This is a genomic window from Pseudarthrobacter defluvii (assembly GCF_030323865.1).
GTDB lineage: Bacteria > Actinomycetota > Actinomycetes > Actinomycetales > Micrococcaceae > Arthrobacter > Arthrobacter sedimenti.
In genome coordinates, this window is the sequence record NZ_CP066362.1 from 629,987 (window position 1) to 655,399 (window position 25,413).

A 25,413-nucleotide genomic window follows, 5' to 3' on the forward strand; every position below is an offset into this window, starting at 1 on the left:
CATGGGCCAGCCAATAGCGGACCACCCGGACCGGCTGCTGCCGGCTGATCCCGGCGTCCGGGAGATCGCGCGGTCGCTTTTCAAAAAGGTGGAGGGGCTGCCCATCATCTCTCCCCACGGGCACGTGGACGCGGCGGTAATCGAACAGAACACCCCCTTTCCTGATCCCGCTGCGCTCCTGGTCACTCCGGACCATTACGTCACCCGGTTGATCCACGCCGGCGGGGTACCGATGGACCAGCTGGGCCTCGGCAGCAAGCCGGCCGATTCACGGCAGGTGTGGCGCCACTTCTGCGAGGCGTGGCCCAATTTCGAGGGAACGGCGTCCGGTTACTGGATCCGGCAGGAGTTCGCCCACGTTTTCGGCATCAGCGGGGAGCCATCCGCGGACAACGCGGACCGGCTCTACGATGCCCTGCAGGCCAAGCTCTCAGAGCCGGGCTTCCGGCCGCGGGAGCTGTTCAAGGAATTCAACATCGAGGTGCTCGCCACCACCGATGATCCACTGGACTCGCTCGACAGCCATGCCGCCCTGCACGATGACCCCTCGTTCGCCGCCCGCGTGCTGCCCACCTTCCGGCCGGACCAGTACCTGAACATGGCGCACCCGGCCTGGCAGGACAACGTGGAGCGCCTCATCGGAGCTGCCGGCGACGGCGCCTCCGGCTATGCGGGGTACATCAAAGCCCTCGAGGCGCGCCGGCGCCACTTCGTGGAGCGCGGCGCGGTATCCGCGGACCACGGCGTCTTCACGCCCACCACGCTCAAACTGGACGACGGCGAGGCGGAGCGGCTTTTCGAGCGCGGCAGGACGGGCCAGGCGAGCGCGGCGGACCGGGATGCCTTCGAAGCGCACATGATTTACCAGATGGCACGGATGTCCGTGGGGGACGGCCTGGTCATGACCATCCACCCGGGCTCCTTCCGCAACCACCACACGCCCACGTTCGAGGCCTTCGGCGCGGACACCGGCCACGACATCCCGGTGGCAGTCAACTACACCGAGGCGGTGCGGCCGCTGCTGCAGGACTTCGGGACGGCGAAGGACTTCCACCTGGTCCTGTTCACCCTGGATGAGACGGTGTTCTCAAGGGAACTCGCGCCTCTGGCCGGGTTCTACCCGTCTGTCTACCTTGGAGCGCCGTGGTGGTTCCTGGATGCGCCCGACGCCATGCTCCGCTTCCGCTCGGCGGTCACGGAAACGGCAGGTTTCTCCCGGTCCTCGGGCTTCATCGATGACACCCGGGCGTTCTGCTCCATCCCTGCCCGCCACGACACGGCCCGCCGGATCGAAGCGTCATTCCTGGCGCGACTGGTGGCCGAGCACCGGGTCACCGAGGAACGTGCCCACGAACTGATCGTGGACATCATCGACGCATCGCCGCGGCGGGTGTTCAAGCTGTGACTGCCGCGCCGCCTGTACTCAACCGCAGCCTGAAGCCGCTGCCCGCAGCTCCGGTGCGCATCGTGCACCTCGGGCTGGGGGCGTTCCACCGTTCCCACCAGGCCTGGTACACGCAGCATGCCGGGGACTCAGGGGAGTGGGGGATCGCCGCGTTCACCGGACGCCGTCCGGACGCCGCGGAGGCGCTGTCCGCGCAGGACTGCCTTTACACGCTGGTAGAGCGGTCTGGAGGCGGCGACAGCTTTGAAGTCATCGGCAGCATCGTCGAGGCGGTGGACGGTGCCGACGCGGGCCGCCTGTGCGAGCTTGTGGCGGCGAAAGAGACCTCGATCGTTACGCTGACCATCACCGAGGCCGCCTACGGGCTGGCTGCGGATGGAACGTTCGACGGCGGCGCTCCCGGTGTGGCGGACGACCTCCGCGCGCTGTCGGCAGCGGCGTCCGGGGAACCACAGGTGGCCGGCACAGCGCCCGCTACACCTTTGGGCCGCCTGGTGCTGGCCCTCGCCAGCCGCCGGGACAGCGGTGCGGGACCGATCGCCGTCGTCAGCTGTGACAACCTGTCCGCCAACGGCGAGGTGGCCCGACGGGCCGTCCTGGGCCTGGCATCCGGATGGGGTTCCGAACTGGTGGAGTGGATCGAAGCGAACGTGAGCTTCGTGAGTACTTCCGTGGACCGGATCACCCCGCGGACCACCGACGCGGACATCGCGGAAGTGGCAGGGCAGTGCGGCTACGCCGACAGCTCGCCGGTGGTGGCCGAACCTTTCCGCAACTGGGTGCTCAGCGGGGACTTTCCCGCCGGGCGTCCGCGCTGGGAGGAGGCCGGCGCCCTCGTGGTGCAGGACATTGAACCCTACGAAAACCGCAAGCTGTGGCTCCTCAACGGGTCGCACTCCATCCTGGCGTATGCCGGGCAGCTGCGTGGGCACGCCACCGTGGCCGATGCCCTCTCCGACCCCGCCTGCCGGAAGGCTGTGGAGGACTTCTGGGACGAGGCCGCACACCACCTGCAGGCTGCAGGACTGGACGTTCCCGGTTACCGGCAGGCACTGCTGGAGCGGTTCGGAAATGCCCGGATCGCCCACCGGCTTGCACAGATCGCGGCGGACGGCACCACCAAGCTGCGGATGCGCGCCGTACCCGTCCTGACGGCGGAACGGGCCAGCGGCCGGACCGGCAGCGGGGCCGCCCTGATGCTTGCCGCCTGGATCGACTACGTAGCTGCCACCCAGGACTTCCAGGACCCGCTGGCCGCGCACATCCACGCGGCCAACGCGCTTGAAGGAGGCGAAAGGGTCCAGGCCCTGCTCGGCCTGGTCAGCGCCGACATCGCGGACGACCCCGGCATTGTTTCCCTTGTCCACGGGTTGTGCGGATCCATCGCAGCCCAGAGCGTCACTCCCTCACCTCTTTAGACCCTGCTTTTTACTTCCGAAAGGAACAGTTAAACCCCATGAAGATCATTGCCGCCGATGTGTTTGTGACCAGTCCGTCCCGGAACTTTGTGACCCTTCGGATTACGACCGAGGACGGGGTGACGGGTATTGGTGATGCCACCTTGAACGGGCGTGAACTGGCTGTTGCCGCGTACCTGAAGGAGCACGTGGCGCAGTTGTTGATCGGCAAGGATGCGCACCGGATTGAGGATACGTGGCAGTTCCTGTACCGGTCTTCGTATTGGCGGCGGGGTCCGGTGACGATGGCGGCGATCGCTGCGGTGGATATGGCTCTTTGGGATATTAAGGGCAAGGTGGCCGGTTTGCCGGTGTACCAGCTCCTCGGTGGGGCGTCGCGGAACGGGTTGCGGGCGTACGGGCATGCCTCGGGTGCGGATATTGAGTCGTTGTTCGATTCGGTGCGGGAGCATCTGGAGCTGGGGTACAAGTCGATCCGGATCCAGACGGCGGTGCCGGGGATCAAGGCCCTGTATGGGGTGGCGGCGCAGGCGCAGGCGTCGGGGGAGCGGTATGACTATGAGCCTGCGGGGCGGGGTGCGTTCCCGGTGGAGGAGGACTGGGACACCCGGGCGTACCTGCGGCACCTGCCGGGGGTGTTTGAGGCGGTCCGGAACGAGTTTGGTCCGGAGATCCCGTTGCTGCATGACGGGCATCACCGGATGACGCCGATCCAGGCGGCGAAGCTGGGCAAGGCCCTGGAGCCGTATGACTTGTTTTGGTTGGAGGACTGCACCCCGGCGGAGAACCAGGAGGGGCTGCGCCTGGTGCGGCAGCACACCACCACGCCGTTGGCGATCGGGGAGATCTTCAATACGGTGTGGGATTACCAGACGCTGATCAAGGAACAGCTGATCGATTATGTCCGGGCCGCGTCCACGCATTTTGGCGGGATTTCGCCGTTGAAGAAGGTGATGGATTTCGCTGCGCAGTACCAGATCAAGTCCGGGTTCCATGGGCCGACGGATATTTCCCCGGTGGGGTTCGCGGCGCAGCTGCATGTGGGCTTGGCGATCCATAACTACGGGATCCAGGAGTACATGCAGCACTCGGTGAAGACCAACGAGGTCTTCGAGCAGTCCATGACGTTCGTGGACGGGTACCTGCACCCGGGCGACAAGCCCGGCATCGGCGTCGAATTCAACGAAGAAGCCGCCGCGGCCTACCCGTACCAGCAGGCCTACCTGCCCTACAACCGCCTCGTCGACGGCACCGTCCACGACTGGTGAGCGTGGCCACGGCTGGTAACAGAAACCACGACCGGCAAGAAGGACAACTTTGGTGAGCAACAATATTCCCGCCCCTGCTAAACCCCGCGTGGTGGTCATGGGCGTCTCCGGCTGCGGCAAGACGACCGTGGGCGGCCTCGTGGCCCGCGAACTCGGGGTGCCCTTCCTCGACGGCGACTCCCTGCATCCGGTGGAGAACGTTGCCAAGATGGCGGCCGGCCACCCGTTGACCGATGAGGACCGCTGGCCCTGGCTGGCGATCGTGGGACGTGAGCTGGCTGCCGCCGGTGACAGCGGGATGGTCCTGGCCTGTTCGGCGCTGCGGCGAACCTACCGCGACGCGATCCGGGAACAGGCGCCGGACACCATCTTCCTGCATCTGAACGGCAGCAAGGAGGTCCTCGCCCAGCGTGTGGGCGGCAGGGCCGGGCATTTCATGCCGCCCGCGCTGCTGGACTCCCAGCTCGCCACCCTGGAACCGCTGCAGGAGGACGAACGCGGCGTGGTGGTGGACATCGCCGCGCCCGTGCCGGAAGTGGTGGCCGCGGCACTAAAGGGGATTGCCGCCGTCGCACATTCAGCCGAAGGTACCGCCGGGACCCGGCCGCGGCAGTTCGACGTCGACCTGGCCGCCGCCCCGTTCAATCTCGACGACGACGCGGTCGCCTGGGTGGAGGGCACGATTGGTGCGATGACGCTCGAGGAGAAGATCGGGCAGCTGTTCATCAACCACAACAACGACTACTCACCCGAGTACCTCGACGGGGTGCTGGAGAACTACCACGTGGGCGGCATGCGTTACCGTCCGGGTCCGTCCGCTGCGGTGCAGGAACACATCCGCTACGCGCAGTCCAAGTCCCGGATTCCGTTGCTGGTTGCGTCCAACCCCGAGATGGGCGGGGCCGGCAGCTGCGACGACGGAACGTTCGTATCCACGCATCTGCAGGCGGGCTCGCATCCGGACAAGAACATCGCCCGGCAGATGGGGCAGGTGGCCGGGGTGGAGACGGCGGCCCTGGGCTGCAACTGGGCCTTCGCACCGATCGTGGACATCCACTACAACTGGCGGAACACGGTCATTTCCACGCGCTCCTTCGGCAACACGCCGGAAGTTGTGGTGGAGCGGGCCAAGGAGTACTTCGACGGCATCAGCGAATCACCCACGGCATGCGCCATGAAGCACTTCCCGGGGGACGGTATGGATGAGCGGGACCAGCACGTGGTCACGTCCTACAACACCCTCCCCTACGAGGAGTGGAACCGGACGTACGGACACGTGTACCGGGAGATGATTGCGCATGGCGTGCAGTCCATCATGGCCGGCCACATCGGGGCGCCGGAGGTATCCCGGCATTTCCGGCCCGGGCTGTCCGACTCCGAGGTCCTGCCTGCCACGTTGTCCCCGGAACTCCTGCAGGACCTGCTGCGCGGGGAACTCGGGTTCAACGGCCTGGTGCTCACCGATGCTTCGCAAATGGTTGGGCTGACACAGGCGATGAAGCGCAAGGACCTGGTGCCTGCCACGATCGCTGCCGGCTGCGACATGTTCCTGTTCTTCCGGAACCCCGCCGAGGACTTCCAATACATGATGGACGGCTACAAGTCCGGTCTCATTACCGAGCAGCGGCTGCATGATGCGCTGCGACGGATCCTGGGATTGAAGGCGTCGCTGGGGCTGCACCGGAAATCTGCTGATGAGCTGGTTCCGCCTGCCGAGGCGCTTGCCGTTATTGGGTCTGCTGAGCACCGTGCCGTGGCCGCTGGGATTGCAGACAAGACGGTGACGCTGGTCAAGGACACGGCCGGTAACCTGCCCATCACGCCGGCCACCCACCCCCGCATCCGTTTGTACGGAATCTCCGGCGGGGCAGACTTTACCCGGGCGGATCCACTGGCCTACCTGGACGTGGTGAAGGAGGAACTGGAAGCTGCCGGGTTCCAGGTCCACCTGTTCCGGACGGCAGAGCAGCGCGAGGCGGCGGGGGAGGCCGGCATGAACTTCATGCGGGTGCTGTCCGAGGAAGCCACCGGCGACTACGCGGAGAAGTACGACGCAGCGTTTGTCTTCGCCAACGTGAAAGGTTTCGCGCAGGAGGCAGCCATCCGGATCAAATGGTCTTCTCCCATGGCTGCCGAGATTCCCTGGTACGCCACCGAGGTGCCCACTGTGTTCGTTTCCCTGAACCAGCCGAACCACCTGATCGACGTGCCCATGGTCAGGACCGCCATCCACGCCCATGCGGGAACACGGGAAGCGATCCGGGCCGCAGTGGAAAAGATCCAGGGCAAATCGGAGTTCCAGGGCACGTTCAACGAGAACGTGTTTTGTGGGTCGTTTGATACGCGGCTCTAGGCGCGCATGCAGGAGGCGCCACCGCAACAGCGATGGCGCCTCCTGCATGTGTCAGGCCTGGGTGACCCTACGCGTCTTCACGGTCCGGGTTCTCCAGCCGGAAGAAGGTGGACTGGTTTCCGTCCGTCCGCTCCTCCTGGTAAATGAAGTTCAGCCGCCGGTCGTCGAACGTCTTGAACCATTCCTCCCAGCTGACCTCGCGAAGGTTGGCGTCCCTGTCCTGGAAATCGATGCGCAGGACGCCCAAATGGTCGCCATGCTCGGTGCCCTCCACCGTGGCAGGGACACCGCCGCGTTCTTCGGCCCACTGCCTGATGACTTCATGGTGCGTGGTAGCCAGGCTCCGGCCTTCGCGCTCGGGTTCCTCCTCCGTGGAGGTGATCTCCTGCGAGTACTTCAGTGACTTGGACGAGTCATCGCCGTAACGGATCTTGCCGCCGTCGGGGCCGGCGCCGAGGTCCTCCGCGTCTCCGCCGGCATCCTCACTCCGGTTACCTCCGCCGCCCGCGCCCTCCTGGCGGGCCTTGGCCACCTCTCTGACCAGTTCTTCCTTCCGCATGCCGGAGGCGCCGGGGATGTGGTCTTCCCTGGCCTCCTTGCGGAGTTCATCCACTTTCATGCCGCGCAGCTCGGTTTCGCTGACGTCCGGGGTGTTGGGGGTTTGGTTGCCGGGCTCGTCACGGCCTTCCTTGCCGCTGCCTGACTTGCCGCTGCTGGCCCGTCCGGAGTTGCCTGAGCCGGACCGGGAACCTTCCTTCCGGCCGCCGTCGTGGTCCTCCTGCCGGGCCTTAGCCACAGCCTTTACCAGATCTTCCTTGTGCATATCCGAGGCGCCGGCAATGTGTTCTTCCCTGGCCTCCTTGCGGAGTTCATCCACCTTCATGCTGCGCAGTTTCGTCTCGCTCACATCGGGCGTGTTCGGCGTCTGGTTGCCGGGCTTGTCACTCATGTCAGGTCCTCCCTTTGCAGAACTCTTTTGCAGAATCGACAAATAATAAGGCTGCTTACTTTCTAGCGTGTGCCGCATGGCGGCGTCAAGCATGGGCACCCGACGTGTCACGCAGGCGCCTGGTTCGCCGGGAGGCCGCGCTCAGGGTCATGGACTTCCTCCTCCGCCCCGGTTGCCTCGTCATGGACCCTGGCATGCTGCTGGGCATCAGGAAGCGCGCCGAGGGGCAATTCCCAGCCTCAGCCGTCGCCGGCGTCGTGAGCCTGGTGGCGATCAAATTTCCGTTTGCCGCGCTTCGCGCGGAGCGCTTGCCCGGCTGCCCTGTTCGGACAACCATGTCAGGGCCTCGGATTCACTGGTGAAATATGCCGTGGGGGTGAGGGCCCGCTTGGAAAAGGCCGCTACGACTTTACCCATCGCCCCGTCCCCGATGAGGGCCACTGCCGAGAATCCGCGGTACGCATTCATGCCCGCCCTGGCCTGCGGCGTCAACCCGGCAACACCGGCGAGATTAACCAGGAGAGGTAACGCGCGCCCACCACTCAACCCCTCCAGAACCCGGGCTGCACGCACGGCGGTCTGGTACGTGATGTGGACTTCCGGCAGCCACTGCAACCGCAGCATGTCCCCATCGCAAGAGGCAGTAAAGAATTCCTTCATTCCTGTCCTGGTTCTCGTAGGCGGGCTTGTATTCCAGACATTTGAACAATTGAAACCCCATTCTGCCGGACGGGTAGGACAAAAAGTCCAGGGGTAGTGGTCCCTACCGGTGGGGCTGTGTCCGTGGATGCTTGAAAAGTGATCAGAAGGGCCACCACGTTCAACCTTGCCGTCGCGATCCGGAGGCCTCAATCGGCGGTGTTCGCTCTGCTCTCCGATATCCAGGACTTCGAACCGATACCTCGCGACGCCGCCGTCCGAATGGTCAAGGAACCGGCTGGCCCAACCGCGGTGGGCACACGCTGGCACGAATGGGTACGCTTGGCGCCGGGTTGCTGGTTCCACACCGAGAGCGTGGTGTCCGATTTCGACCCGCCGCACCTTCTCGGCATGGACTTTTCCAGCCACTGGCTCAACGGGCACCTCACCTACCAAATTGATACTTTTGAGGGCGGAAGCATCCTGCACCACAGAGAAACCGTCCGGTCCCATTGGCTCCTCCGGTGGCTGCTGCCGGCCATCACCCACAGCATGCGGCCCCGGCTGCTGCAGCGCCTCGCGGAGATCAGGCAAATCCTTGAAAGCGGCTGCGCCGGCGGTTCAACTGCGCACACCTCATAATTTTGGGGAGCGACGTCCATGTGGCGGTGGTCCGCCGGAGATCAGCCCAGCGCCTTTTCCAGCCACTGCACATAGCGCTCCGGTTCCAGCAGCGCCGCCGTGTGACCGGCAGGGCCCATCGAAATCGTCCGAACCGGCCTGCCCAGCAATCTCTGGAGCCGGGGGATGTCGCCGGCGTCCTGGGTGCGGTCGTTCTCCGCCCGCAGCACCACGGCGTCTCCCCTCCACTGCTGAAACCGTTCCGGACGCACCAGCTGCCTCCTGGCCACGTCAGCGGCGACCGAGAAATGCGACACCATATCCGCCCTGGTCAAGTCGTGCCGGACAGTGTGGCGAAGAACCGCTGCCCAGTTGCCATCGGGATCTGACCCGGCCGGGAGGAGTCCGGTTAGGCCGGCAAGTAGCAGGGAAGCCGACCAACGCTTCGGCAGTACCCGCGCCGCCAGGATTGCCACTGCCAGGGCCGGCACCCAGAGCCGGCCGTAGTCTGCCGGGCCGCTGCTGGAGAGCACCAAACGGTTGATCCGGCCGGGATGGGCAGCAAGGAACGCCTGGGCGAGCAAACCGCCGTAGGACTGGCCCACCGCGTCGCACCGCTCAATTCCCTCAGCGCGCAGGATCGCGGAGACGCCGTCGTCGAAATCGGTAAAGCGCTTCACTGGCGGGTAATCCGGCGCCACCACCGCGTGGTTGCGCGCAAGCCGCCCTAGGAAGTCGTACCCCAGCCCAGCCCGGCGCAGGCCGCCGGTTAGCCAGAGCACGGGCGGTCCCTCGCCCAGCCTTGCATAGCGCCATTCCACCTCACCGACCTTGAGTTTCCGGCCGTGGGCAGCGGTGAAACGCCGCGCTGCCGACAGGATTGCTTCCCCTGCCGGCACCGGCGGGAGTTTCGCGGTCACGTCGTCTCCCGCGGGTGGCGGCGTTCGGTGAGAAGGACGACGGCGGCAACCACCCAGAATGCCGCACCCCAGCTGAGGGACGGAACCAGGATGGCGATTCCCGATGCGTTCCCGGAGGCCGCCATGAAGGAGTTAATGAAGGCGCCCGCGGAGAGGGGCGCGTGCATCAGCATGGCCAAGGGGAGGCACCCCGTCCGGTCGTAGAGCCAAACCATCAGCACCCGATAAGCGGGCAGCCAGCCAAACAGGAACACGGCCACGATGAGGGCGTTGGGTATGGCTCCTGACGGGTCAGTGCTGTTGGCGAACATGGGGTAGTGCCAGGCACCCCACAACACGGCCATGATCAAGGCTGTGGACACCACGCCGTGCCGCCGGCGCAGGCGGGGCAGCGCGAAGCCTGTCCAGCCCAGCTCCTCCAGCATGCCGACTATCAAGCCCACCGCAATCCCGGCCAATACGACGATCACCAGCTCGGCCGCCGTCGAAACGCCGCCGTAGAAACCGGGGAAGACGACGGCGACTGCCACGGCCGTCGAAGCCATGACGAGTGGAGCGGTCAGGAGTGCCAGCGCATACCAGCGGGCGCCCACGCGCCACCGGCGAAGGCGGGCTACCAGCTCCCGAAGGCCCGCCTTTCCGTCCAGGAAGCTCGTGAGGATGATGGATGCGGCGGCGGGTCCGAGGGGGCCAAGGGATAGTGCAACAGCCATCGGGGCCGGCGCGACGCCAATGACAGCTGCCATCAAGCCCCATGAAATGACAAAGGTCAGGGCGTAGTAGGCAGGTACGGGGTGCCGACGGATGAAGTAGGTGAACCCTTTCCCTGCGGCGCCTGGTACCAGCGGCAATCCATGTTGTGGCTGCGCAGTCATTCCAGACCTCCTGCCTGGCCTGCTGATGATCCTTAAACCCCAGCCTTGTGGCATGCGGCCAGCGATAACAGGGCCTTTTGTCAGGGGGATTTCCCGGTGCTTGGCGTAGGTGCCCCACCTGTCACGCGTACTCCGCCCACGGCTCCTGTCCAGGGGGTATCGCCGGGCGCCGGCACCACCAGGTGGGCGAAAACGTACCCCTGCTGCAGCTCCATGACCTGCGTGGTTGCTTCGATGCAGTCCAGCGTCAGTTCGACGGGCTGGAAGGGAGCGCCGGGGTGCTCCTGCCCGATGGCCACCCTGGCACTGGAAGCGCCGACGCAGGCCGCTGTGAAGGTGTACTGCCCAGGCACGGGGACTTCCGCCGTCGTGCCAAACCCCCTGACCGGGCCATCAAGCGGGCCCTCCTCAAAAAGGAGGACCGGCCCCGGTGTTGCCTTCAGGAGCCGGTCCAACTCACGGTAGTTGTGGACCTCGCGCTCCAGGACGAGAGGATCAATGGAAGGCACAGGGGAGCGCGTTTCGCGTGGAGATTCGGTTTGAGGCGTATGCGTTGGCTCGTCGTATTCGTAGGAGCACCCCGCTGTTGCGCCGGCTGGGATCAACAGGGACAAGGCGAAAGCAAGCCCGTGCCACCTGCCCATGGTTCCCACACTTTGAATGGTGCGCAGGTGTGCGGTGCAAAGTAAATACTGGATTAGCGGGTCGACAGCAGCGGTGCGGGCCGAGAAAAGAGGACGGGCAGGTTTGGCGTGCGGGCAGGCCGTAAAGGCCAGGCAGGGCGGTTCCTGGACCTTAAAGCGAAAGGCCCTGCCTCCCTTGTAACAAGGGCAGCAGGGCCTTTCTACCTGGCGGTGACGGTGGGATTTGAACCCACGTTGGCTTTTACACCAAACAACATTTCGAGTGTTGCACCTTCGGCCGCTCGGACACGTCACCAACCTCAATAGGGTACCGGAGCAAGGCCTGCATCCCCAAAACGGGTGCCTGCGCGCGCGTGAAGCAAGGATCGATTTTGCCTGTGCACCTGCCGCACTCACGGCAGTGCCGTCGCGGATTACTGCCTTGAACGGCATCGCAGGTGAATGTCAGACCCTCGCACGATGATTAGTTCATGGGAAAGGCAGCGGTAACCAGGGCTTATGCGGACATCCGGGCTGCCCTTGCTGTGTTGAATGCGGAGGTGGATGGGTGCGGTTCTGAGCCGTTTTCGGTGGCTGATCCGTTGGCTGGGCTGGCTGATGGGTGCCTGGATATTTTGGCCGGTGCCCGGGAGGTTGAGGCCTGGTTCGCTGGTTTGAAGGCGAAGGCTGCGGTGACGTACGCGGAGAGCGCCTCTGTTGTTGCCGGGCCTGATGCGCCGGTGCAGGCCAAGGAGATGGCGGTCGCGGCGGAGGTCGGGTGTGTGCTGGCTTTGGGGCCGCGGGCTGCGTCATCGTTCCTGGCTGCTTCGCACGCCGTTGTTTCCTCGTTGCCGCGAACCCTTGTGGGGCTGCAGGCCGGGACGTTGTCGTGGCAGCATGCGGTGGTGATGGCGGACGAGGCCGCGTGTCTGGATGCTGCGGGGGCGGCGGCGTTGGAAGCCCATTTCCTTGACCCTGACGCCCAGGACCCTGCTCGGGGGTGCCCTGTGGGGCAGCTTCCGGCGCACCGGTTTCGGGTCAAGGCCAGGACGTGGCGGGAACGCCACCACGCGGAGAGCATCGAGAAACGCCATGCCAAGGGGGTGGCGGATCGGCGGGTGGAGTTCCGGCCGGACCAGGACGGGATGGCCTGGCTGTCCGCGTGCCTGCCGGCGGCTGAGGCGTTGGCCGGGTGGAACCGGCTCACCGCGATCTCGCGTGGCATGCAGGGGCCGGATGAGTGCCGGACCATGCCGCAGCTGCGGGCCGACAACTTCGCCAATGCGGTCCTTGGCAGCGGCAGTATCGTCCACGCCGGTGGTACCTGTGCCACGCCCTTATCCGACGCAGGCAGTGACGTCGAGGCCGTCCACCGGGGCGGCGCTTGTGCCGTCCACGGTCCAGATGCCGGTGGACGTTACGGTGCCGGGCAGCAGCCCTGGTCTTCGCCGATCCGCGCCCAGGTCCTGGTCACGGTCCCGGTGTACTCGTTGATGGGGTTGACCGATGAACCGGCGATGCTGGACGGGTACGGGCCGATCCCGCCGTCGATGGCGCGGGAGCTGGTGGCGAAGGGGGCAACATCGTTTTACCGGGTGTTGGTGGATCCCCGGGACGGGGCGCCGTTGGAGATCGGGCGGACGAGTTACCGGGTGACCGGGGCGATGCGGGCTTGGTTGCGGATGCGGGACGGTAAGTGCCCGTTCCCGGGCTGCAGCAACAACTCCCTGGACAACGACGCCGACCACATCCTCGCCTGGGCCAACGGCGGCCCCACCGGGATCAGCAACCTGGGGCAGCCCTGCCCCAAACACCACAAACTCCGCCACACCACCGGATGGAAACCCACCCCGGCCACCAAAAACGAACCACCCGGCTGGACCTCACCCACCGGCCGGCACTACCCAAGCGAACACCAGGACTGGGAACCACCGAAGTGGCCCAGGCAGCTGGTGCCGCAACTGAAGCCGTTGAAAAGGGCAATCGCAGGCTGCGCGGACTTGGTGGGCGTTGGCTTCTCCTTGGGTGAGGCATGCCTTGACGGCATCCTCCACCCGCCCTCTGCCTAGCAGCTTGCTTTGTGTAGGGGAACCTTGCCACCCGGATCGCATTCCAAACCGTCGCCTTGCGATGGAACTGCGTCGCTAGGCCGCGCAACGGACCCCATGCCTTTTCCACCGAGCGCGTTCCACCGACCGCGATGTTTGTCCGGACTGTCCCAAGACCGGGGCCACGAAACTGTGCCTTTCGTCTAAACGCGATGCTGTCCGCAGTGTTCCAGGAGGCCGCAATGAAAACCCGACACCCGCCGTCGGACTTTCCCCCTCGCCGTGCGTCCGGATAGATTCGTCAGCAAGATGACGAATTCAGAAACCCCCATCCACGCAACCGCATACTGGACCACTGCTAAGGAGCACGGCGAGCTCAGGGCGGAAGAAATGGCCGCCCCCGGACCGGGTGAAGCGCTGGTCCGTGCCCTGTATTCGGGCATCAGCAAGGGCACGGAAATGGTGGTCCACGCCGGGGCCGTTCCGCCGCGGGTGGCAGAGGAAATGCGCGCCCCGCACCAGGAAGGCGAGTTCCCTGGGCCAGTGAAATTCGGCTACCTGTCCGTCGGAGTAGTGGAGGAGGGGCCCGAGGGGTGGAAGGGCCAGCGCGTCTTCTGCCTGAACCCGCACCAGGACCGCTACGTGGTTCCCGTGGAATCCCTGACCAGGATCCCGGACGAGGTCCCCTCCAGGCGCGCGGTCCTTACTGGCACAGTCGAAACGGCCGTCAATGCCCTGTGGGAAGCCGGGCCGCGGCTGGGCGACCGGGTCGCGGTGGTCGGCGCCGGCCTGGTGGGTGGCATGGTGGCCACGCTACTGCGCTCCTTCCCGCTGCAGCGCCTGCAGCTAGTGGACCTTGACCCGGGCCGGAAGCAGTTGGCGGACTCACTGGGCGTCGAGTTCGCGCAGCCGGATGACGCCCTGGCCGACTGTGACATCGTGTTCCACTGCTCGGCCTCCCAGGAAGGCCTGGAACGCAGCTTGCAGCTTGTCGGCGATGAAGGCGACGTCATCGAGATGTCCTGGTACGCCAACCGGGAGGTCGCCGTACCCCTGGGTGAGGACTTCCATGCGAGGCGCCTGTCCATCCGGGCCAGCCAGGTGGGCATGGTGGCGCGCGCCCGCCGCCACCGCCGCACCAACGCGGACCGCCTGGACCTTGCCGTATCGCTGCTCAGGGACCCCATTTTCGACGCGTTCCTGACCGGATCATCCCGCTTCGAGGACCTGCCGGACGTGGTTCAGAACCTGGCCGACGGCAGCCTGCAGGCCCTGTGCCACGTGGTCGAATACCCCGGCAGCAGTCTCGCACCCAGTCCAGCCACAGACAACAACGAAAACTTGAGGTAACCCATGTTCAGCCTGACCGTCCGCCGCCACTTCATGATCGCCCACAGCCTTCCCCGTGAGGCGTTCGGGCCTGCCCAGGGCCTGCATGGGGCCACCTTCGTCGCGGAGGTGACCTTCCGCCGTCGTGCGCTCAACGCCGACGCGATCGTCCTGGACATCGGTGCCGCCGGGACCATCATCGAGGAAGTGCTGGCCGGGCTGAACTACCAGAACCTGGACGAGCACCCCGACTTCGCAGGCAAGCTCACCACCACGGAAGCACTCGCCGAATACATCACCCAGCAGGTCGCCGCCAGGATCAAAGACAGCGACGACGGCCGCGAACTGGCGGGCGTCGACGTCACGCTGCGCGAGAATCCGGACGCCTGGGCCACCTATTCCCTGGACCTCACCGCCTAACCGTGCGCCCCATCCGGCTGCTGGTCCCCGGCAACATCCGCCACAGTTCAGGCGGAAACGTCTACAACGCACGCCTGGTTGCTGGACTGGAAGAGCTGGGTGCCGAAGTGGACGTCATCAGCGTCGATGGAACCTGGCCGGATGCCAGTGCCGACGAACGACGCCGTCTGGGCACCTTCCTCGGGACACGGGAACCTGACGAGGGTCCCGGGCAGGCCGTACTCATCGTGGATGGGCTGGTAGCGGTTGGGGCCCCGGACGAACTGGAGTACGCCGCAAAGGCGGGGCGGCAAATATGGGTCCTGGTGCATATGCCTGTGCTGGAAAGTTCCGGGCCTGCAGCCCTGGAAGACGAAGCCAAGGCCTTGCGTGCAGCAATCGGGGTCATCTGCACCAGCACTTCTGCGGCGTCAGTACTGGCAAAGCGGGGACTTCCTCAGGCCCAAGTGGTCCTGCCCGGAGTCGACCCCGCGCCCCGCGCCGCCGGTTCCGCCCCTCCCCACCTGGCGGTCGTCGCCGCCCTGCTGCCCAACAAGGACCAGGTGCTGACCGTCGAAGCGCTGGCCCGGATCCAGGACCTTGAGTGGACTGCGTCGTTCGTGGGGTCGGACCAGGCGGACCCGGGCTACGCGCGGGAGGTTCGGGCTGCCATCGCTGCCAATAGGCTGCAGGAGCGGGTGCGACTCGAGGGCGAACTGACGGGGGAAGCGCTCGAAGCCGAGTGGGCCCGCACCAACCTGACCTTGCTGGTTTCCCGGACCGAAGCGTTCGGAATGGCAGTCACCGAGTCCCTGGCCCACGGGATCCCGGTACTTGTCCGCGAGGGGACGGGGGCAGTGGAAGCGCTTGGCACGGCCGGGCAGGCAGCGGACGACGGCGGCCCCCGCCTTCCGGGGGCAGCGCTGCCACTTCCAGCAGGGGAAAATGAGAGTCCCGATCGTCTGGCAGGCTCCCTGCGCCAATGGCTGACGGACCAACAAGTCCGGGAAAGCTGGCGGAAAACAGCGCTGGACGCGAGGAGCAGGCTGCCGGACTGGAGCATCACCGCCCGAAAGATGCTGGGCATCATGGCGGTGACTGAATAAAACGGGTTAGAGGCTGCTCCGGTGCCCTGCGAAAAACTCCCGCAGCAACTGTGCGCACTCTTCCTCGCGGACCCCGGGGTAGACCTCAACCCAGTGGTTGAGCCGGCGTTCGCGGAGGATGTCGAACACCGATCCCGCGGCCCCGGCCTTCTCGTCCCACGCCCCGAACACCACCCTGGGGATCCGGGCCAGCACGATGGCGCCAGCACACATGGCGCAGGGCTCCAACGTGACCACCAGCGTGCAGTCGGACAACCGCCAGCCGTCGTCGCTGCCGCCGTCGAGCCGGGCCCGTTCCTGCAACCGTCCGGCCGCCTCCCTGATCGCCACCACCTCGGCGTGGGCCGTGGGGTCGCCCAATGCCTCCCGTTGGTTCCGGCCGCTACCCAGCACCTCGCCGTCGGGCCCTATCACCACGGCCCCGATCGGCACATCCTCCGTAGCGAGGGCCCGCCGGGCCTCAGCCAGGGCAAGGCCCATCCAGGCGTTGTGTTTCTTTTCGGGCAACAGCATGGCTCAATGATAGTTTCGAGAGATACTAAGCTTGCGTACTTTCCAGGGAGGCATGATGAGCAGAGTCCACGAGCGCATGGACAGATGGTTCAAGCCTTATGCCGCCCTCTGGCTGACCCTGATCATCGGCGGAACGGTGGTTGTCATCATGGCGCTCGCGGGCGCCGAGGTCTATGACGACGTGGTGGGCAAGGACGGACTCGCAAACCTCGATGTCCCGGCCCTCCACTACGCGGAGTCGCTGCGAAACCCGGGCCTCGATGCCTTTGTCACCGGGTTCACCAACATCGGCGGTGGCGTCGGCATGCCCATCCTCGCCAGCATCCTTACCGCGTGGCTGACGTTCGTAACCCGGACCTGGCGGCCGCTCCTCCTGGTGGGCGGCGCGGCAACCGTCTCCATCCTGGCCACTACGTTCGGCAAGAAGCTCGTGGGCAGGACCCGCCCCGACCACGCCGATGCGGTGCCGCCTTACGAGGATTCGCCGTCGTTCCCCAGCGGCCATACCCTCAACACCACGGTGGTCATCAGTGTCCTCCTGTATGTCCTGTGCCTGCAGTTCCACCAGCTCTGGGTGAGGGTCACGGCCATCACGGCCGGCGTGATCTTCATCATCGCCATGGGGCTGAGCAGGGTTTTCCTGGGCCACCACTGGCTGACCGACGTCATGGCCGGCTGGACGCTGGGGCTGGCCTGGGTGGCCGTCGTGATCCTGGCGCATCGGTTGTTCCACCTGTTGAGGCGCAAGCAGCATGCGGGCCCGGCGCCCACGTTCGACCGTCCCGTGGTGCGCGATGTCGTCCTGGAATCCGTGCACGACGGCGGCGACGCCGGCAAGGAGGGCGCGTCCGGAAGCCGAGGCAAGGACACCGCCGGGTGATAGTTTTGGGGGATGCGCACTCTCGTTGTTGACCACCCCCTGGTCGCCCACAAGCTCACCGTCCTGCGGGACAAGAACACGCCGTCGCCGGTTTTCCGCCAGCTGACGGAAGAGCTGGTGACTTTGCTGGCGTATGAAGCCACGCGGGAGGTCCGCACCGAGCCCGTGACCATCGAGACTCCCGTCAGCACCACTATTGGCACCGCATTCACCAAGCCCACGCCGCTGGTGGTTCCCATCCTGCGTGCCGGCCTGGGAATGCTGGAGGGCATGACCAAGCTGGTGCCCACCGCCGAGGTGGGCTTCCTGGGCATGGCCCGGGACGAGGAAACGCTGGACATCATCACCTACGCCGAGCGCCTCCCGGAGGACCTGACAGGCCGCCAGGTCTTCGTGCTGGACCCCATGCTCGCCACCGGCGGCACGCTGCGCGAGGCCATCAAGTTCCTGTTCAAGCGGGGCGCGTCGGACGTCACCTGCATCTGCCTGCTGGCGGCCCCGGAGGGCCTTGCCAAGCTGGAGGAGGAACTGGGCGACGCAAACGTGCACATCGTCCTGGCCTCCATCGACGAGAAGCTCAACGAGAAGTCCTACATCGTTCCCGGCCTGGGCGACGCCGGCGACCGGCTCTACGGCATCGCAGGGTAGTTTTCACCCTTTCTGGATGCTGGTCCCGCCGCTAGCCTGTGCGGATGGACTGGAAACTGGAACTTGTCTTTGTCCCTGTATCCGACGTTGACCGCGCCAAGGACTTCTACGTCAACAAGGTGGGCTTCAACGCGGACTACGACGAGCGGCCGTCGGACGACATCCGTTTTGTACAGCTGACCCCGCCCGGCTCTGCCTGCTCCATCTGCATGGGCGAGGGGCTTTTGGACGCCCCTCCCGGCACGGGGACCACTCTCCAAATGGTGGTCGACGATATCCAAAAAGCGCACGACCAGCTGAAGAACAACGGTGTGGACGTCAGTGATGTCGAGGTGCTCCCATGGGGCCACTTCGTCTACTTTGCGGATCCGGACGGCAACAAGTGGGCCGTCCAGTACATACCGTGGCGGAACGCTGGGCAGGACAGCAGCGCGCAGGACGCTGGGCAAGGCAACAGTTAAAAGCAAACCGCGGGCCGCATCGTGATGATGCGGCCCGCGGTTTGTGCTGGAATTTCGCAGCTTTGCCCCGTCGCCAAGGCGTACGACGGCGGATGGCCGGCGACACGCCGTCGAACGCCCCCAAAGGTGGGGAGATTCAGCGGAAGAGTTCCCTTTGAGCCCCCGGCGCCAGGGGAGTGGTGCCTAGTACCAGTTGTGGGCGAGGTGGAAGTTCAGTGCGCCGCAGGGGGACTGGTAGCTCTTCTTGATGTAATCGAGGCCCCAGTTGATCTGGGTGCGGTAGTTGGTCAGGTAATCCGCGCCGGAGCTGGCCATCTTCTCCGCGGGCAGGGACTGGACGATGCCGTATGCCCCGCTGCTGGGATTGGTGGCCGTGGTGGTCCAGTCCGACTCCTTGGTCCACAGTGTCTGCAGGCACTGCATCTGGTCAGGTCCCCAGCCAAAGGTTGCCAACTGGCCGGCGGCGTAGGCCTGGGCGCCGGCGGGATCATTAACCGCGACGGCGGGTGCCGGCTCAGGTGCAGGAGCAGGCTCGGGTGCCGGAGCCGGTGCAGGGGCTGGTGCAGGAGCCGGGGCTTCTGCTGCGGGGGCTGCCGGTGCCGGCGCGGGGGCTGGTTCCGCTGCCTGCGGCGCAACGCTTATTGCCGCCGGAACGGACGCTGCCGGGTTGGAACGGATTTCGCTCTTCTCGATGCTCATTTGGGCGTCGGCCGCTGCCGTGGAAGAGTTTGAATCGGTGGATGACACCGGAGTCATGTTGCTGGTCGCCTGACCTGCCGCGCCTACCCCCACCAGCACCGCGCAGGATGCTGCGAGGATCCCGGCTCGCGTACCGAAGCTGGTCTTCTTTGCGGGCTTTGTAGCTGCTTGCTGCTCTGCCCGGTGTTTAGCCTTGGCATGCAGGCATGGTTCTGCCGTGTTTTTGGACATGATTGATCGCCTCTCACACCTGCGGAGTTAGCTGTCGGGTTCGGATGAGGGCATCCGGCCGCACGGAAAAATCACGTACTGGCTTAACCCCAAGGGCGTACATTGCCCGGGACGGTGGGTCCCCCGCCTCTGCCGTTGCTCAATCGGGATCCGGGGAAGCGGCAGAGCTTGGCGTCAACCCGGGATATGCGGCCCGAACGGGAGCCGCACCCAATCGACGGTACAGGAAAAGCATTCCAATGTCACATTTGGGTAACGGATGTCACGATCTTTGGCGCGCCGCTTTGCGGTCTGCGTCCGGTTGAGTCGTTACTTTCGGTACACCATGCCGTGTTGTTACCTTGCCAAGATGTAGAGGGTAGTGCCGCCGATGCTTTGCGGAGTGAAGTTTTCCGAAACCCACTGCGCGATCCGGGCCGAGGCATCCGAACCGGAGGCGGATCGCATGGTTCCGCCGCTGATGAAGTAGTGGATCCTTCCCTGCCTCACGAGGTCCTGGAATTGGGCCAGGGTGGGGGAGGGGTCGGTGCCGTTGAAGCCGCCCACCGCCATCACGGGCAGTTCCGTTGCCAATTGGTACCCGGCGGCATTGTTGGAGCCCACCACCGCTGCTGCCCAGGTGTAACCGGATGCGCCGTCTTTGAGCGCGGCCACGAGATCCGCTGATGGGGTGGGTGCGCCGAGGAGCCCGCCCATGCCGCCCGCAAATCCAGCACCGCCTTGGGTTGTCCCGCCGGTCCCGCCGCGGTTGGCCTGCTGCTGGAAGCCTTGTCCCGTGGAGTTCTGCCCGGCGAAGCCTTGTCCTGTAACTCGGCCGGAGTTGTTCCGGCCGGCCGCACTGAAGCCTCCCGGCCCGCGTCCGCCGGCGCCAAAGCCGGAGGCTGGCCCTGCACTCACGATTGCCCCGCTGTGTGCCGTCGCCGCGGTGGTGATGGAGTAGGCCAGCGGCCCGGCGAGCGACGCGGCAATGGCGAGGGCCGCCGTCGTCCGCTGCATGGAACGCAGGCGCAGGAACCTGTTGAGCCCGAGTCCTGCCGCGGCGGCCACACCTCCGGCGAGCACCAGCCAGCGCAGCCATGGGCCGTAAGCGGACGTGGTTCCCAGCAGATGGAAGGCCATAAGAGCTGCCGTGGCCACCGCTGCGGCCAGGAAGATGCCGGCAGCGGCCTGCCGGCGGTGCTGCCACAGCAGAACGGAGCCCAAGCCGGCCAGCGCGGCGATACCCGGCGCCAGTGCAACCGCGTAGTACGGGTGGATGATGCCGGCCATGAAGCTGAAGACGAGGCCCGTCACCAGGACCCACGAGCCCCAGACGATGACGGAAGCGCGGACGGCATCGGTGCGTGGCGCCCGTCGCCCAACCCACACCAGTCCCACCGCAAGGATGAGGGCGGACGGCAGCAGCCATGCAATTTGGCCGCCAAACTCGCTGTTGAACATCCTGAGTAGGCCGGGAACACCCCAGCCGTTGCCGCCGCCCACGCTGCCCGTTTCGTCGCCCGTCAACCGGCCCAACCCGTTGTAACCCAGGGTCAGCTCCAGGATGGAGTTGTTTTGCGACCCGCCAATGTAAGGCCGCATGTCCGCCGGAGTCAGCTCCACGGCCAGCAGCCACCATCCGGCGGAAATTACCATCGCTGCCGCTGCCGCTGCCAGCCGGAGCAGCCGCCGCCGCATCCTGCCCGGCCCCGCAACCATGTAGGCCAGGGCGAACCCGGGAAGCACCAGCAGGACCTGCAGTTGCTTGGCCAGGAACCCGAAGCCCAGGAACGCCCCGGCCAGCAGGAGCCAGCGCAGCCGGTCCTCCTGGACTGCACGCAGGACCGCGTATCCGGCGGCCGTCATGAGCAGCACCAGCAGGGCGTCCGGGTTGTTGAACCGGAACATCAGTGTGGCCACCGGGGTGAGGGCCAGGACTGCCGCCGCCAGCAGGCCTGCGCGGTGCGCGAGCCGGACGTCACCGGTGGCCGGTGCTGCGGCCCGCCGCACTGCCACGTAGAGCAGCCAGGCAGCGCCAACCCCCATCAGCGCCTGGGGAACCAGGATGCTCCAGGAGCTCAGGCCGAAGATCCGGACCGAGAGCCCCATGATCCACAGGGAAGCCGGCGGCTTGTCCACCGTGATGGCATTCGCGGCGTCGGAGGATCCGAAGAACCAGGCTGCCCAGTCCTGGGATCCGGCCTGGGCTGCGGCTGAATAGAACGCGTTGGCCCAGCCGGATGCTCCAAGGTTCCACAGGTAAAGCACGGCCGTACCGGCCAGCACAGTTGCCAGTTCCAGCCGCCGGCGGAAGGCCGCCCGGTCCAGGCGGGCGAACCCCGCGCGGTCCCTGAGGGCGAACCCGGCCCGGCGCGCCGGCGGCTTCCTCCGGGAGTGGGCTGCGGTGGTTACAGGCATGGTGTGCTGGCTGGCCATGGCGTCCTACTTGGTGAGCTGGTAAACGGTTGAGCTGCCCACGGTCTGGGCCTGGAAGTTGGCCTGGACCCAGGCGGCCACCTCGGAGTTGCCGCCCCGGCCACCCATGCGTCCTCCGCCCATGCCACCGGCGCCACCCTCGATGAAGTAGCCGATCTGGCCCTTGGCCACCATGTCCTGGAACTCGGCGAGTGTTGGGTATGGGTCACCGCCGTTCCAGCCGCCCAAGGCAATGACGTTGGTGTTCGTGGCGAGTTCCAGGCTTGCCGCCTGGCTGGCACCGGAGACGATGGCCGACCACTTGGTGGTGGTGCCGGTCAACAAGGCAGTCACCGCGGCGTCGGCAGTTCCTTCACCGGGACCACCCGCACCGCCTGCCCGGCCTGGGCCGTCCGTGCCGCCGTCGGGTGCGCCGCCGAAGCCATTCGTGGGGTCGAGTCCGTTGGTTCCGGTGGCAGAGTCCGTGGTGGAGTTCCTGCCGTCAGTCCGGTCGCCGCGGAATCCCGCGGCCCGGTTGCCGGAAGCGCCCGCCGAAGACCCCGCGGGCCCCGACGTCGGAATGGAGCCTGAGTGCGCGGAAGCAGCAGTGGCCAGGGTCCAGGCACCCGCTCCAAGCCCGCCGGCCAGGAGGGATACGACGACGACGGCGGCAGCCCCCGCGCGCCGGAACCGTCCGGCAGTACCCACGGCGTCGAGGCGGAGCAGGATTGCCGCGGCGGCAAGGACACCGAAGATGATGATCACCACGCGGAGCCAGGGGAGCCAGGATGCGTCCCGGCCCAGGAGGATGGAGGACCATACGGAGGTGCCCAGGACGGTCGCCGCCAGGACAATGCGCGCGGGCCAGTACGCCCGGCCGCGCCAGAGTCCTACTGCACCGATGCCCACCAGGGCCGCGATTGCCGGTGCCAGTGCCACTGAGTAGTAGGGGTGGACGATGCCGCTCATGAAGCTGAAGACACCCGCGGTGACCAGGAGCCATCCACCCCACAGGATCAGCGATGCACGGCTTGGGGAAGTGCGGACTTCACGCCTGGTGAACCACAGGCCCGCCACCAGCAGGATCAGGGCCGCAGGCAGCAGCCATGACACTTCGCCCGCGAAGCTCGTCCCAAACATCCGCAGCAGGCCGGCAGCCCCGCCGAACCCGGAATTGCCACCGCCGAAGCCGCCGGCGGGGCCTCCGGCCGCATCCGCAGCACCTCCGGCTCCACCGCCGGGCATGCCTTCCCCCGAACCGGTGATTCTGGCCAGGCCGTTGTAGCCGAAGGTCAGTTCCAGGAAGCTGTTGGTGGTGGAACCGGCCATGTACGGGCGTTCCGAAGCGGGGGTCAGTTGGAAGAGCGCAACGTAGCTGCCTGCCACCACAATGATTCCGCCCAGGGCGCCCAGCAGGTGGGCCATGCGGCGCCCGATCGAGGTGGGCGCAGCCCACAGGTAGGCCAGTCCCAGCGCCGGGACGATCAGGAAACCCTGGAGCATCTTGGTGAGGAACGCCAGGCCGATCACGGCTCCGGCCGCCACCAGCCATTTCCAGCCAGCCCGCTCGATGGCGCGGGTGGTGAAGTACGCCGCCAGCACCAGGCACAGCGTGAGCATTGCGTCCGGATTATTGAACTTGAACATGAGCGCCGCCACCGGCGTCAACGCCAGGGCGCCGCCGGCCAACAGGCCCGCCGCCGGCCCCGAGACCCGTTTGACGGCCAGATAGAGGAACCCGACGGCGGCCACACCCATGAGTGCTTCCGGCACCAGCATGCTCAGCGGTGAGAAGCCGAAGATCCGGCCTGCGAGAGCGGGGATCCAGAGTGCCGCGGGCGGCTTGTCGACCGTGATGGCGTTGCCGGCATCGAGCGACCCGAAGAGGAAAGCGGTCCAGTCCTTGGTGCCGGCCTGGATGGCCGCGGCGTAGAAGGAATTGCCGTAGCCGGTTGCTGCCAGGTTCCACAGGTACAGGACCGCAGTTGCCACCAGGAGCCCCGCCGCGGAGGGCCGCACCCAGCGTGCCTGGTTACCGAAGGCGTAGTGGGTCCAGCGGGGTGCGGGATTGGCTGTTCCGGCAGGACCTGCGGCGGGGCCGGCGTGCGGATGCTGGGGTCCGGCGGCGGAGGTGGCTCCTGCCGGGGAAATGGTGGAGGTCATGATGCTGCCGTTTCTGTGGAAGTGGTTGCCGTGATGTTTTCAGCAGTGGAGTCGGAACTGGTGGTGCCGGCGCCGGCCGGTACCGGGGGCGTCGTCCGGTCCCGGAAGACCCACAGGCGGAACAGCAGGAACCGGACTGCCGTGGCCGCAAGGTTCGCCGCCACCACGGTGAGGACTTCCGCCCACCGGTCGGGCGTCGTCGTGCGGTGCACCAGGGCGAGCGCTCCGGAGGTGAGCACCAGGCCGATGCCGAAAACTATCAGCCCCTCGAAGTGGTGCCGGACCGGATTGCCGCCCTGGATGCCGAACGTGAAGCGCCTGTTGGCTCCGGTGTTGGCTACCGCGGTGATCAGCAGCGCCAGGAAGTTTGCCAGCTGCGGGTCCATGAAGCCGCGGCAGAACAGGAAGATCAGCAGGTAGGCAAGGGTTGAGGCGGCCCCGATGGCGGCGAACCGGACCAGCTGCCCGAACAGGCTGCTGCCGCGGGTCTGTTCGTCCGCCCGCGACGACGCCGGCAGCGGACCCCGCGCCAGGGCGGCGCGCAGCTCGGGTACCGGGATGCGGCCGTAGACCAGGTCCCGGGTAAGCCGGGCCATGCCCCGGACGTCCGCCAGCGCCGTCCGGAGCACGTCCACACTTGAATCCGGGTCGTCAATCCAGTCGACGGGAACTTCATGGACCCGCAGTCCGCAGCGCTCGGCAAGGACCAGGAGCTCGGTGTCGAAGAACCAGGAATTGTCCACGGTGTAGGGGAGGATCTGCTGGGCGACGTCGGCGCGGATGGCCTTGAATCCGCACTGGGCGTCGCTGAACCGGGCACCCATGAAGGAGTGGAGCATCAGGTTGTAGCTGCGCGAGATGAACTCCCGCTTGGGGCCGCGGACCACGCGGGAGTTGCGGGTGAGGCGGGTGCCGATGGCCAGGTCCGAGTGCCCCGAGATCAGGGGTGCCAGCAGAGGGGGCAGGGCGGCAAGGTCGGTGGACAGGTCTACGTCCATGTACGCCAGGACGGGCGACGGCGACGCCAGCCATACCTTGCGCAGCGCATTCCCGCGGCCCTTCTCGTCGAGGTGGACCACCGCAAGCTCGGGGAACTCACGGGCCAGCCGTTCGGCGATTTTCAGGGTCCCGTCCGTGCTGGCGTTGTCCGCCACCGTGATCCGGAAGCTGTGCGGGAAGGAATCGCGCAGGTGGTTGTGGAGCCTGCGGAGGCATTCCTCAAGATCGCGTTCCTCGTTGAAGACGGGAATGGTGACATCGAGGACGGGGACCGCGGTCCGGGTATCGACCGGCGCGCGGCGTACGCCGCGCCCGCGGGAAGGGAGGCCAGCGGATGGAAGGCCGGCAGAAGGAACGTCCGGCGGCGCCACCGCGGCGTCCTGCAGGGTTCCTGAAGTGGAGTCGGTGAGCGTCATGAATCAAGAGTGGCGCCGCCGGATTTGTGGGCTTTAGGCACAACCTGTGACGTGCC

The 25,413-nt window shown here is 66.3% G+C and carries 22 protein-coding genes, 1 tRNA gene and 1 riboswitch; of the genes, 12 read left to right on the forward strand and 11 right to left on the reverse strand.

What is annotated here, in order from left to right; translation table 11 throughout:
- Position 1 precedes the first annotated feature (1 nt).
- The 4 genes from uxaC (at position 2) to JCQ34_RS03100 (ending at position 6,444) form a co-directional block, all read left to right on the forward strand.
- Positions 2-1,405, forward strand: coding sequence for a glucuronate isomerase (gene uxaC, locus JCQ34_RS03085; protein WP_286401713.1), 1,404 nt, complete (start codon positions 2-4; stop codon positions 1,403-1,405).
- Positions 1,402-2,823, forward strand: a complete 1,422-nt coding sequence (locus JCQ34_RS03090) for a mannitol dehydrogenase family protein (protein ID WP_286401717.1) — start codon at positions 1,402-1,404, stop codon at positions 2,821-2,823. The genes uxaC and JCQ34_RS03090 overlap by 4 nt, the downstream gene beginning before the upstream one ends.
- A 38-nt stretch (positions 2,824-2,861) precedes the next feature.
- Entirely contained in the window at positions 2,862-4,091 is a 1,230-nt protein-coding gene (gene manD / locus JCQ34_RS03095) for a D-mannonate dehydratase ManD (RefSeq protein ID WP_286401722.1), read from the forward strand.
- A 97-nt stretch (positions 4,092-4,188) separates the two neighbouring features.
- Entirely contained in the window at positions 4,189-6,444 is a 2,256-nt protein-coding gene (locus tag JCQ34_RS03100) for a gluconokinase, GntK/IdnK-type (RefSeq protein ID WP_286404281.1), read from the forward strand.
- Between the two features lie 67 nt (positions 6,445-6,511).
- On the opposite strand, the gene JCQ34_RS03105 is transcribed toward JCQ34_RS03100, so the two are convergent.
- Together JCQ34_RS03105 and JCQ34_RS03110 are read right to left on the reverse strand one after the other, a co-directional pair.
- The gene (locus JCQ34_RS03105) at positions 6,512-7,393 is read right to left on the reverse strand and encodes a Rho termination factor N-terminal domain-containing protein (RefSeq protein WP_286401724.1); all 882 of its coding nucleotides are present in this window, start codon (positions 7,391-7,393) and stop codon (positions 6,512-6,514) included.
- Positions 7,394-7,666: 273 nt separating this feature from the next.
- On the reverse strand, positions 7,667-8,053 hold the full coding sequence (locus JCQ34_RS03110; protein WP_286401726.1) for a DUF7793 family protein: 387 nt from the start codon (positions 8,051-8,053) through the stop codon (positions 7,667-7,669).
- Between the two features lie 138 nt (positions 8,054-8,191).
- On the opposite strand from JCQ34_RS03110, the gene JCQ34_RS03115 reads away from it, so the two are divergent.
- Positions 8,192-8,674 (forward strand): hypothetical protein, encoded by a 483-nt coding sequence (locus JCQ34_RS03115; protein ID WP_286401727.1) that lies wholly within the window; start codon positions 8,192-8,194, stop codon positions 8,672-8,674.
- A 41-nt stretch (positions 8,675-8,715) separates the two neighbouring features.
- Here the strand turns inward: JCQ34_RS03115 and JCQ34_RS03120 are convergent, their stop codons facing one another.
- From JCQ34_RS03120 to JCQ34_RS03135, 4 genes are all read right to left on the reverse strand, one after another.
- On the reverse strand, positions 8,716-9,573 hold the full coding sequence (locus JCQ34_RS03120; RefSeq protein WP_286401729.1) for an alpha/beta hydrolase: 858 nt from the start codon (positions 9,571-9,573) through the stop codon (positions 8,716-8,718).
- Positions 9,570-10,448, reverse strand: coding sequence for a CPBP family intramembrane glutamic endopeptidase (locus JCQ34_RS03125; protein ID WP_286401731.1), 879 nt, complete (start codon positions 10,446-10,448; stop codon positions 9,570-9,572). Before JCQ34_RS03125 ends, JCQ34_RS03120 begins: the two co-directional genes overlap by 4 nt.
- A gap of 80 nt (positions 10,449-10,528) precedes the next feature.
- Positions 10,529-10,957, reverse strand: a complete 429-nt coding sequence (locus tag JCQ34_RS03130; protein ID WP_286401733.1) for a hypothetical protein — start codon at positions 10,955-10,957, stop codon at positions 10,529-10,531.
- 340 nt (positions 10,958-11,297) lie between these two features.
- Positions 11,298-11,387, reverse strand: a tRNA-Ser gene (locus tag JCQ34_RS03135).
- 175 nt (positions 11,388-11,562) lie between these two features.
- On the opposite strand from JCQ34_RS03135, the gene JCQ34_RS03140 reads away from it, so the two are divergent.
- The 4 genes from JCQ34_RS03140 (at position 11,563) to JCQ34_RS03155 (ending at position 15,953) form a co-directional block, all read left to right on the forward strand.
- Positions 11,563-13,140 carry an HNH endonuclease signature motif containing protein gene (locus JCQ34_RS03140; protein WP_286401734.1) on the forward strand — a complete coding sequence of 526 codons (1,578 nt, stop codon included), beginning with the start codon at positions 11,563-11,565 and terminating at the stop codon, positions 13,138-13,140.
- 288 nt (positions 13,141-13,428) lie between these two features.
- A complete protein-coding gene (locus JCQ34_RS03145; protein WP_286401735.1) occupies positions 13,429-14,469 on the forward strand; it encodes a zinc-dependent alcohol dehydrogenase in 1,041 nt (346 codons plus the stop codon).
- A 3-nt stretch (positions 14,470-14,472) separates the two neighbouring features.
- The gene (locus JCQ34_RS03150; protein WP_286401737.1) at positions 14,473-14,868 is read left to right on the forward strand and encodes a 6-pyruvoyl trahydropterin synthase family protein; all 396 of its coding nucleotides are present in this window, start codon (positions 14,473-14,475) and stop codon (positions 14,866-14,868) included.
- A 2-nt stretch (positions 14,869-14,870) separates the two neighbouring features.
- A complete protein-coding gene (locus JCQ34_RS03155; RefSeq protein WP_286401740.1) occupies positions 14,871-15,953 on the forward strand; it encodes a glycosyltransferase family 4 protein in 1,083 nt (360 codons plus the stop codon).
- Positions 15,954-15,959: 6 nt separating this feature from the next.
- Here the strand turns inward: JCQ34_RS03155 and JCQ34_RS03160 are convergent, their stop codons facing one another.
- Positions 15,960-16,466, reverse strand: a complete 507-nt coding sequence (locus JCQ34_RS03160) for a nucleoside deaminase (RefSeq protein ID WP_286401743.1) — start codon at positions 16,464-16,466, stop codon at positions 15,960-15,962.
- A 55-nt stretch (positions 16,467-16,521) separates the two neighbouring features.
- Here JCQ34_RS03160 and JCQ34_RS03165 point away from each other — a divergent pair, with 55 nt between their 5' ends.
- Genes JCQ34_RS03165 through JCQ34_RS03175 form a run of 3 tightly spaced genes read left to right on the forward strand, consistent with a single transcriptional unit; the run spans position 16,522 to position 18,455 of the window.
- The gene (locus tag JCQ34_RS03165; protein ID WP_286401745.1) at positions 16,522-17,346 is read left to right on the forward strand and encodes a phosphatase PAP2 family protein; all 825 of its coding nucleotides are present in this window, start codon (positions 16,522-16,524) and stop codon (positions 17,344-17,346) included.
- 12 nt (positions 17,347-17,358) lie between these two features.
- Entirely contained in the window at positions 17,359-17,994 is a 636-nt protein-coding gene (gene upp, locus JCQ34_RS03170; RefSeq protein WP_141158139.1) for a uracil phosphoribosyltransferase, read from the forward strand.
- A gap of 44 nt (positions 17,995-18,038) precedes the next feature.
- Positions 18,039-18,455, forward strand: coding sequence for a glyoxalase superfamily protein (locus tag JCQ34_RS03175; protein ID WP_286401750.1), 417 nt, complete (start codon positions 18,039-18,041; stop codon positions 18,453-18,455).
- Positions 18,456-18,638: 183 nt separating this feature from the next.
- Here JCQ34_RS03175 and JCQ34_RS03180 read toward each other — a convergent pair whose 3' ends face one another.
- The 4 genes from JCQ34_RS03180 to JCQ34_RS03195 all read right to left on the reverse strand — a co-directional run bounded on the left by JCQ34_RS03180 (position 18,639) and on the right by JCQ34_RS03195 (position 25,357).
- The gene (locus JCQ34_RS03180) at positions 18,639-19,385 is read right to left on the reverse strand and encodes a hypothetical protein (protein WP_286401752.1); all 747 of its coding nucleotides are present in this window, start codon (positions 19,383-19,385) and stop codon (positions 18,639-18,641) included.
- Positions 19,386-19,390: 5 nt separating this feature from the next.
- Positions 19,391-19,551, reverse strand: a riboswitch (cyclic di-AMP (ydaO/yuaA leader).
- Between the two features lie 170 nt (positions 19,552-19,721).
- Positions 19,722-21,800 carry an ArnT family glycosyltransferase gene (locus tag JCQ34_RS03185; RefSeq protein WP_286401754.1) on the reverse strand — a complete coding sequence of 693 codons (2,079 nt, stop codon included), beginning with the start codon at positions 21,798-21,800 and terminating at the stop codon, positions 19,722-19,724.
- A 6-nt stretch (positions 21,801-21,806) separates the two neighbouring features.
- Positions 21,807-23,942, reverse strand: coding sequence for an ArnT family glycosyltransferase (locus tag JCQ34_RS03190; RefSeq protein ID WP_286401757.1), 2,136 nt, complete (start codon positions 23,940-23,942; stop codon positions 21,807-21,809).
- Positions 23,939-25,357 (reverse strand): bifunctional glycosyltransferase family 2/GtrA family protein, encoded by a 1,419-nt coding sequence (locus JCQ34_RS03195; RefSeq protein WP_286401758.1) that lies wholly within the window; start codon positions 25,355-25,357, stop codon positions 23,939-23,941. The genes JCQ34_RS03190 and JCQ34_RS03195 overlap by 4 nt, the downstream gene beginning before the upstream one ends.
- Positions 25,358-25,413 lie beyond the last annotated feature (56 nt).

Bases quoted from the DNA above. Each gene is read 5' to 3' on its own strand.
- JCQ34_RS03175 (WP_286401750.1), top strand. From the start codon at position 18,039: ATGGACTGGAAACTGGAACTTGTCTTTGTCCCTGTATCCGACGTTGAC.
- JCQ34_RS03180 (WP_286401752.1), bottom strand. From the start codon at position 19,385: ATGTCCAAAAACACGGCAGAACCATGCCTGCATGCCAAGGCTAAACAC.
- manD (WP_286401722.1), top strand. From the start codon at position 2,862: ATGAAGATCATTGCCGCCGATGTGTTTGTGACCAGTCCGTCCCGGAAC.
- JCQ34_RS03185 (WP_286401754.1), bottom strand. From the start codon at position 21,800: ATGGCCAGCCAGCACACCATGCCTGTAACCACCGCAGCCCACTCCCGG.
- JCQ34_RS03125 (WP_286401731.1), bottom strand. From the start codon at position 10,448: ATGACTGCGCAGCCACAACATGGATTGCCGCTGGTACCAGGCGCCGCA.
- JCQ34_RS03110 (WP_286401726.1), bottom strand. From the start codon at position 8,053: ATGAAGGAATTCTTTACTGCCTCTTGCGATGGGGACATGCTGCGGTTG.
- JCQ34_RS03100 (WP_286404281.1), top strand. From the start codon at position 4,189: ATGGGCGTCTCCGGCTGCGGCAAGACGACCGTGGGCGGCCTCGTGGCC.
- JCQ34_RS03160 (WP_286401743.1), bottom strand. From the start codon at position 16,466: ATGCTGTTGCCCGAAAAGAAACACAACGCCTGGATGGGCCTTGCCCTG.
- JCQ34_RS03190 (WP_286401757.1), bottom strand. From the start codon at position 23,942: ATGACCTCCACCATTTCCCCGGCAGGAGCCACCTCCGCCGCCGGACCC.
- JCQ34_RS03165 (WP_286401745.1), top strand. From the start codon at position 16,522: ATGAGCAGAGTCCACGAGCGCATGGACAGATGGTTCAAGCCTTATGCC.
- upp (WP_141158139.1), top strand. From the start codon at position 17,359: ATGCGCACTCTCGTTGTTGACCACCCCCTGGTCGCCCACAAGCTCACC.
- JCQ34_RS03150 (WP_286401737.1), top strand. From the start codon at position 14,473: ATGTTCAGCCTGACCGTCCGCCGCCACTTCATGATCGCCCACAGCCTT.
- uxaC (WP_286401713.1), top strand. From the start codon at position 2: ATGGGCCAGCCAATAGCGGACCACCCGGACCGGCTGCTGCCGGCTGAT.
- JCQ34_RS03140 (WP_286401734.1), top strand. From the start codon at position 11,563: ATGGGAAAGGCAGCGGTAACCAGGGCTTATGCGGACATCCGGGCTGCC.
- JCQ34_RS03195 (WP_286401758.1), bottom strand. From the start codon at position 25,357: ATGACGCTCACCGACTCCACTTCAGGAACCCTGCAGGACGCCGCGGTG.
- JCQ34_RS03105 (WP_286401724.1), bottom strand. From the start codon at position 7,393: ATGAGTGACAAGCCCGGCAACCAGACGCCGAACACGCCCGATGTGAGC.
- JCQ34_RS03145 (WP_286401735.1), top strand. From the start codon at position 13,429: ATGACGAATTCAGAAACCCCCATCCACGCAACCGCATACTGGACCACT.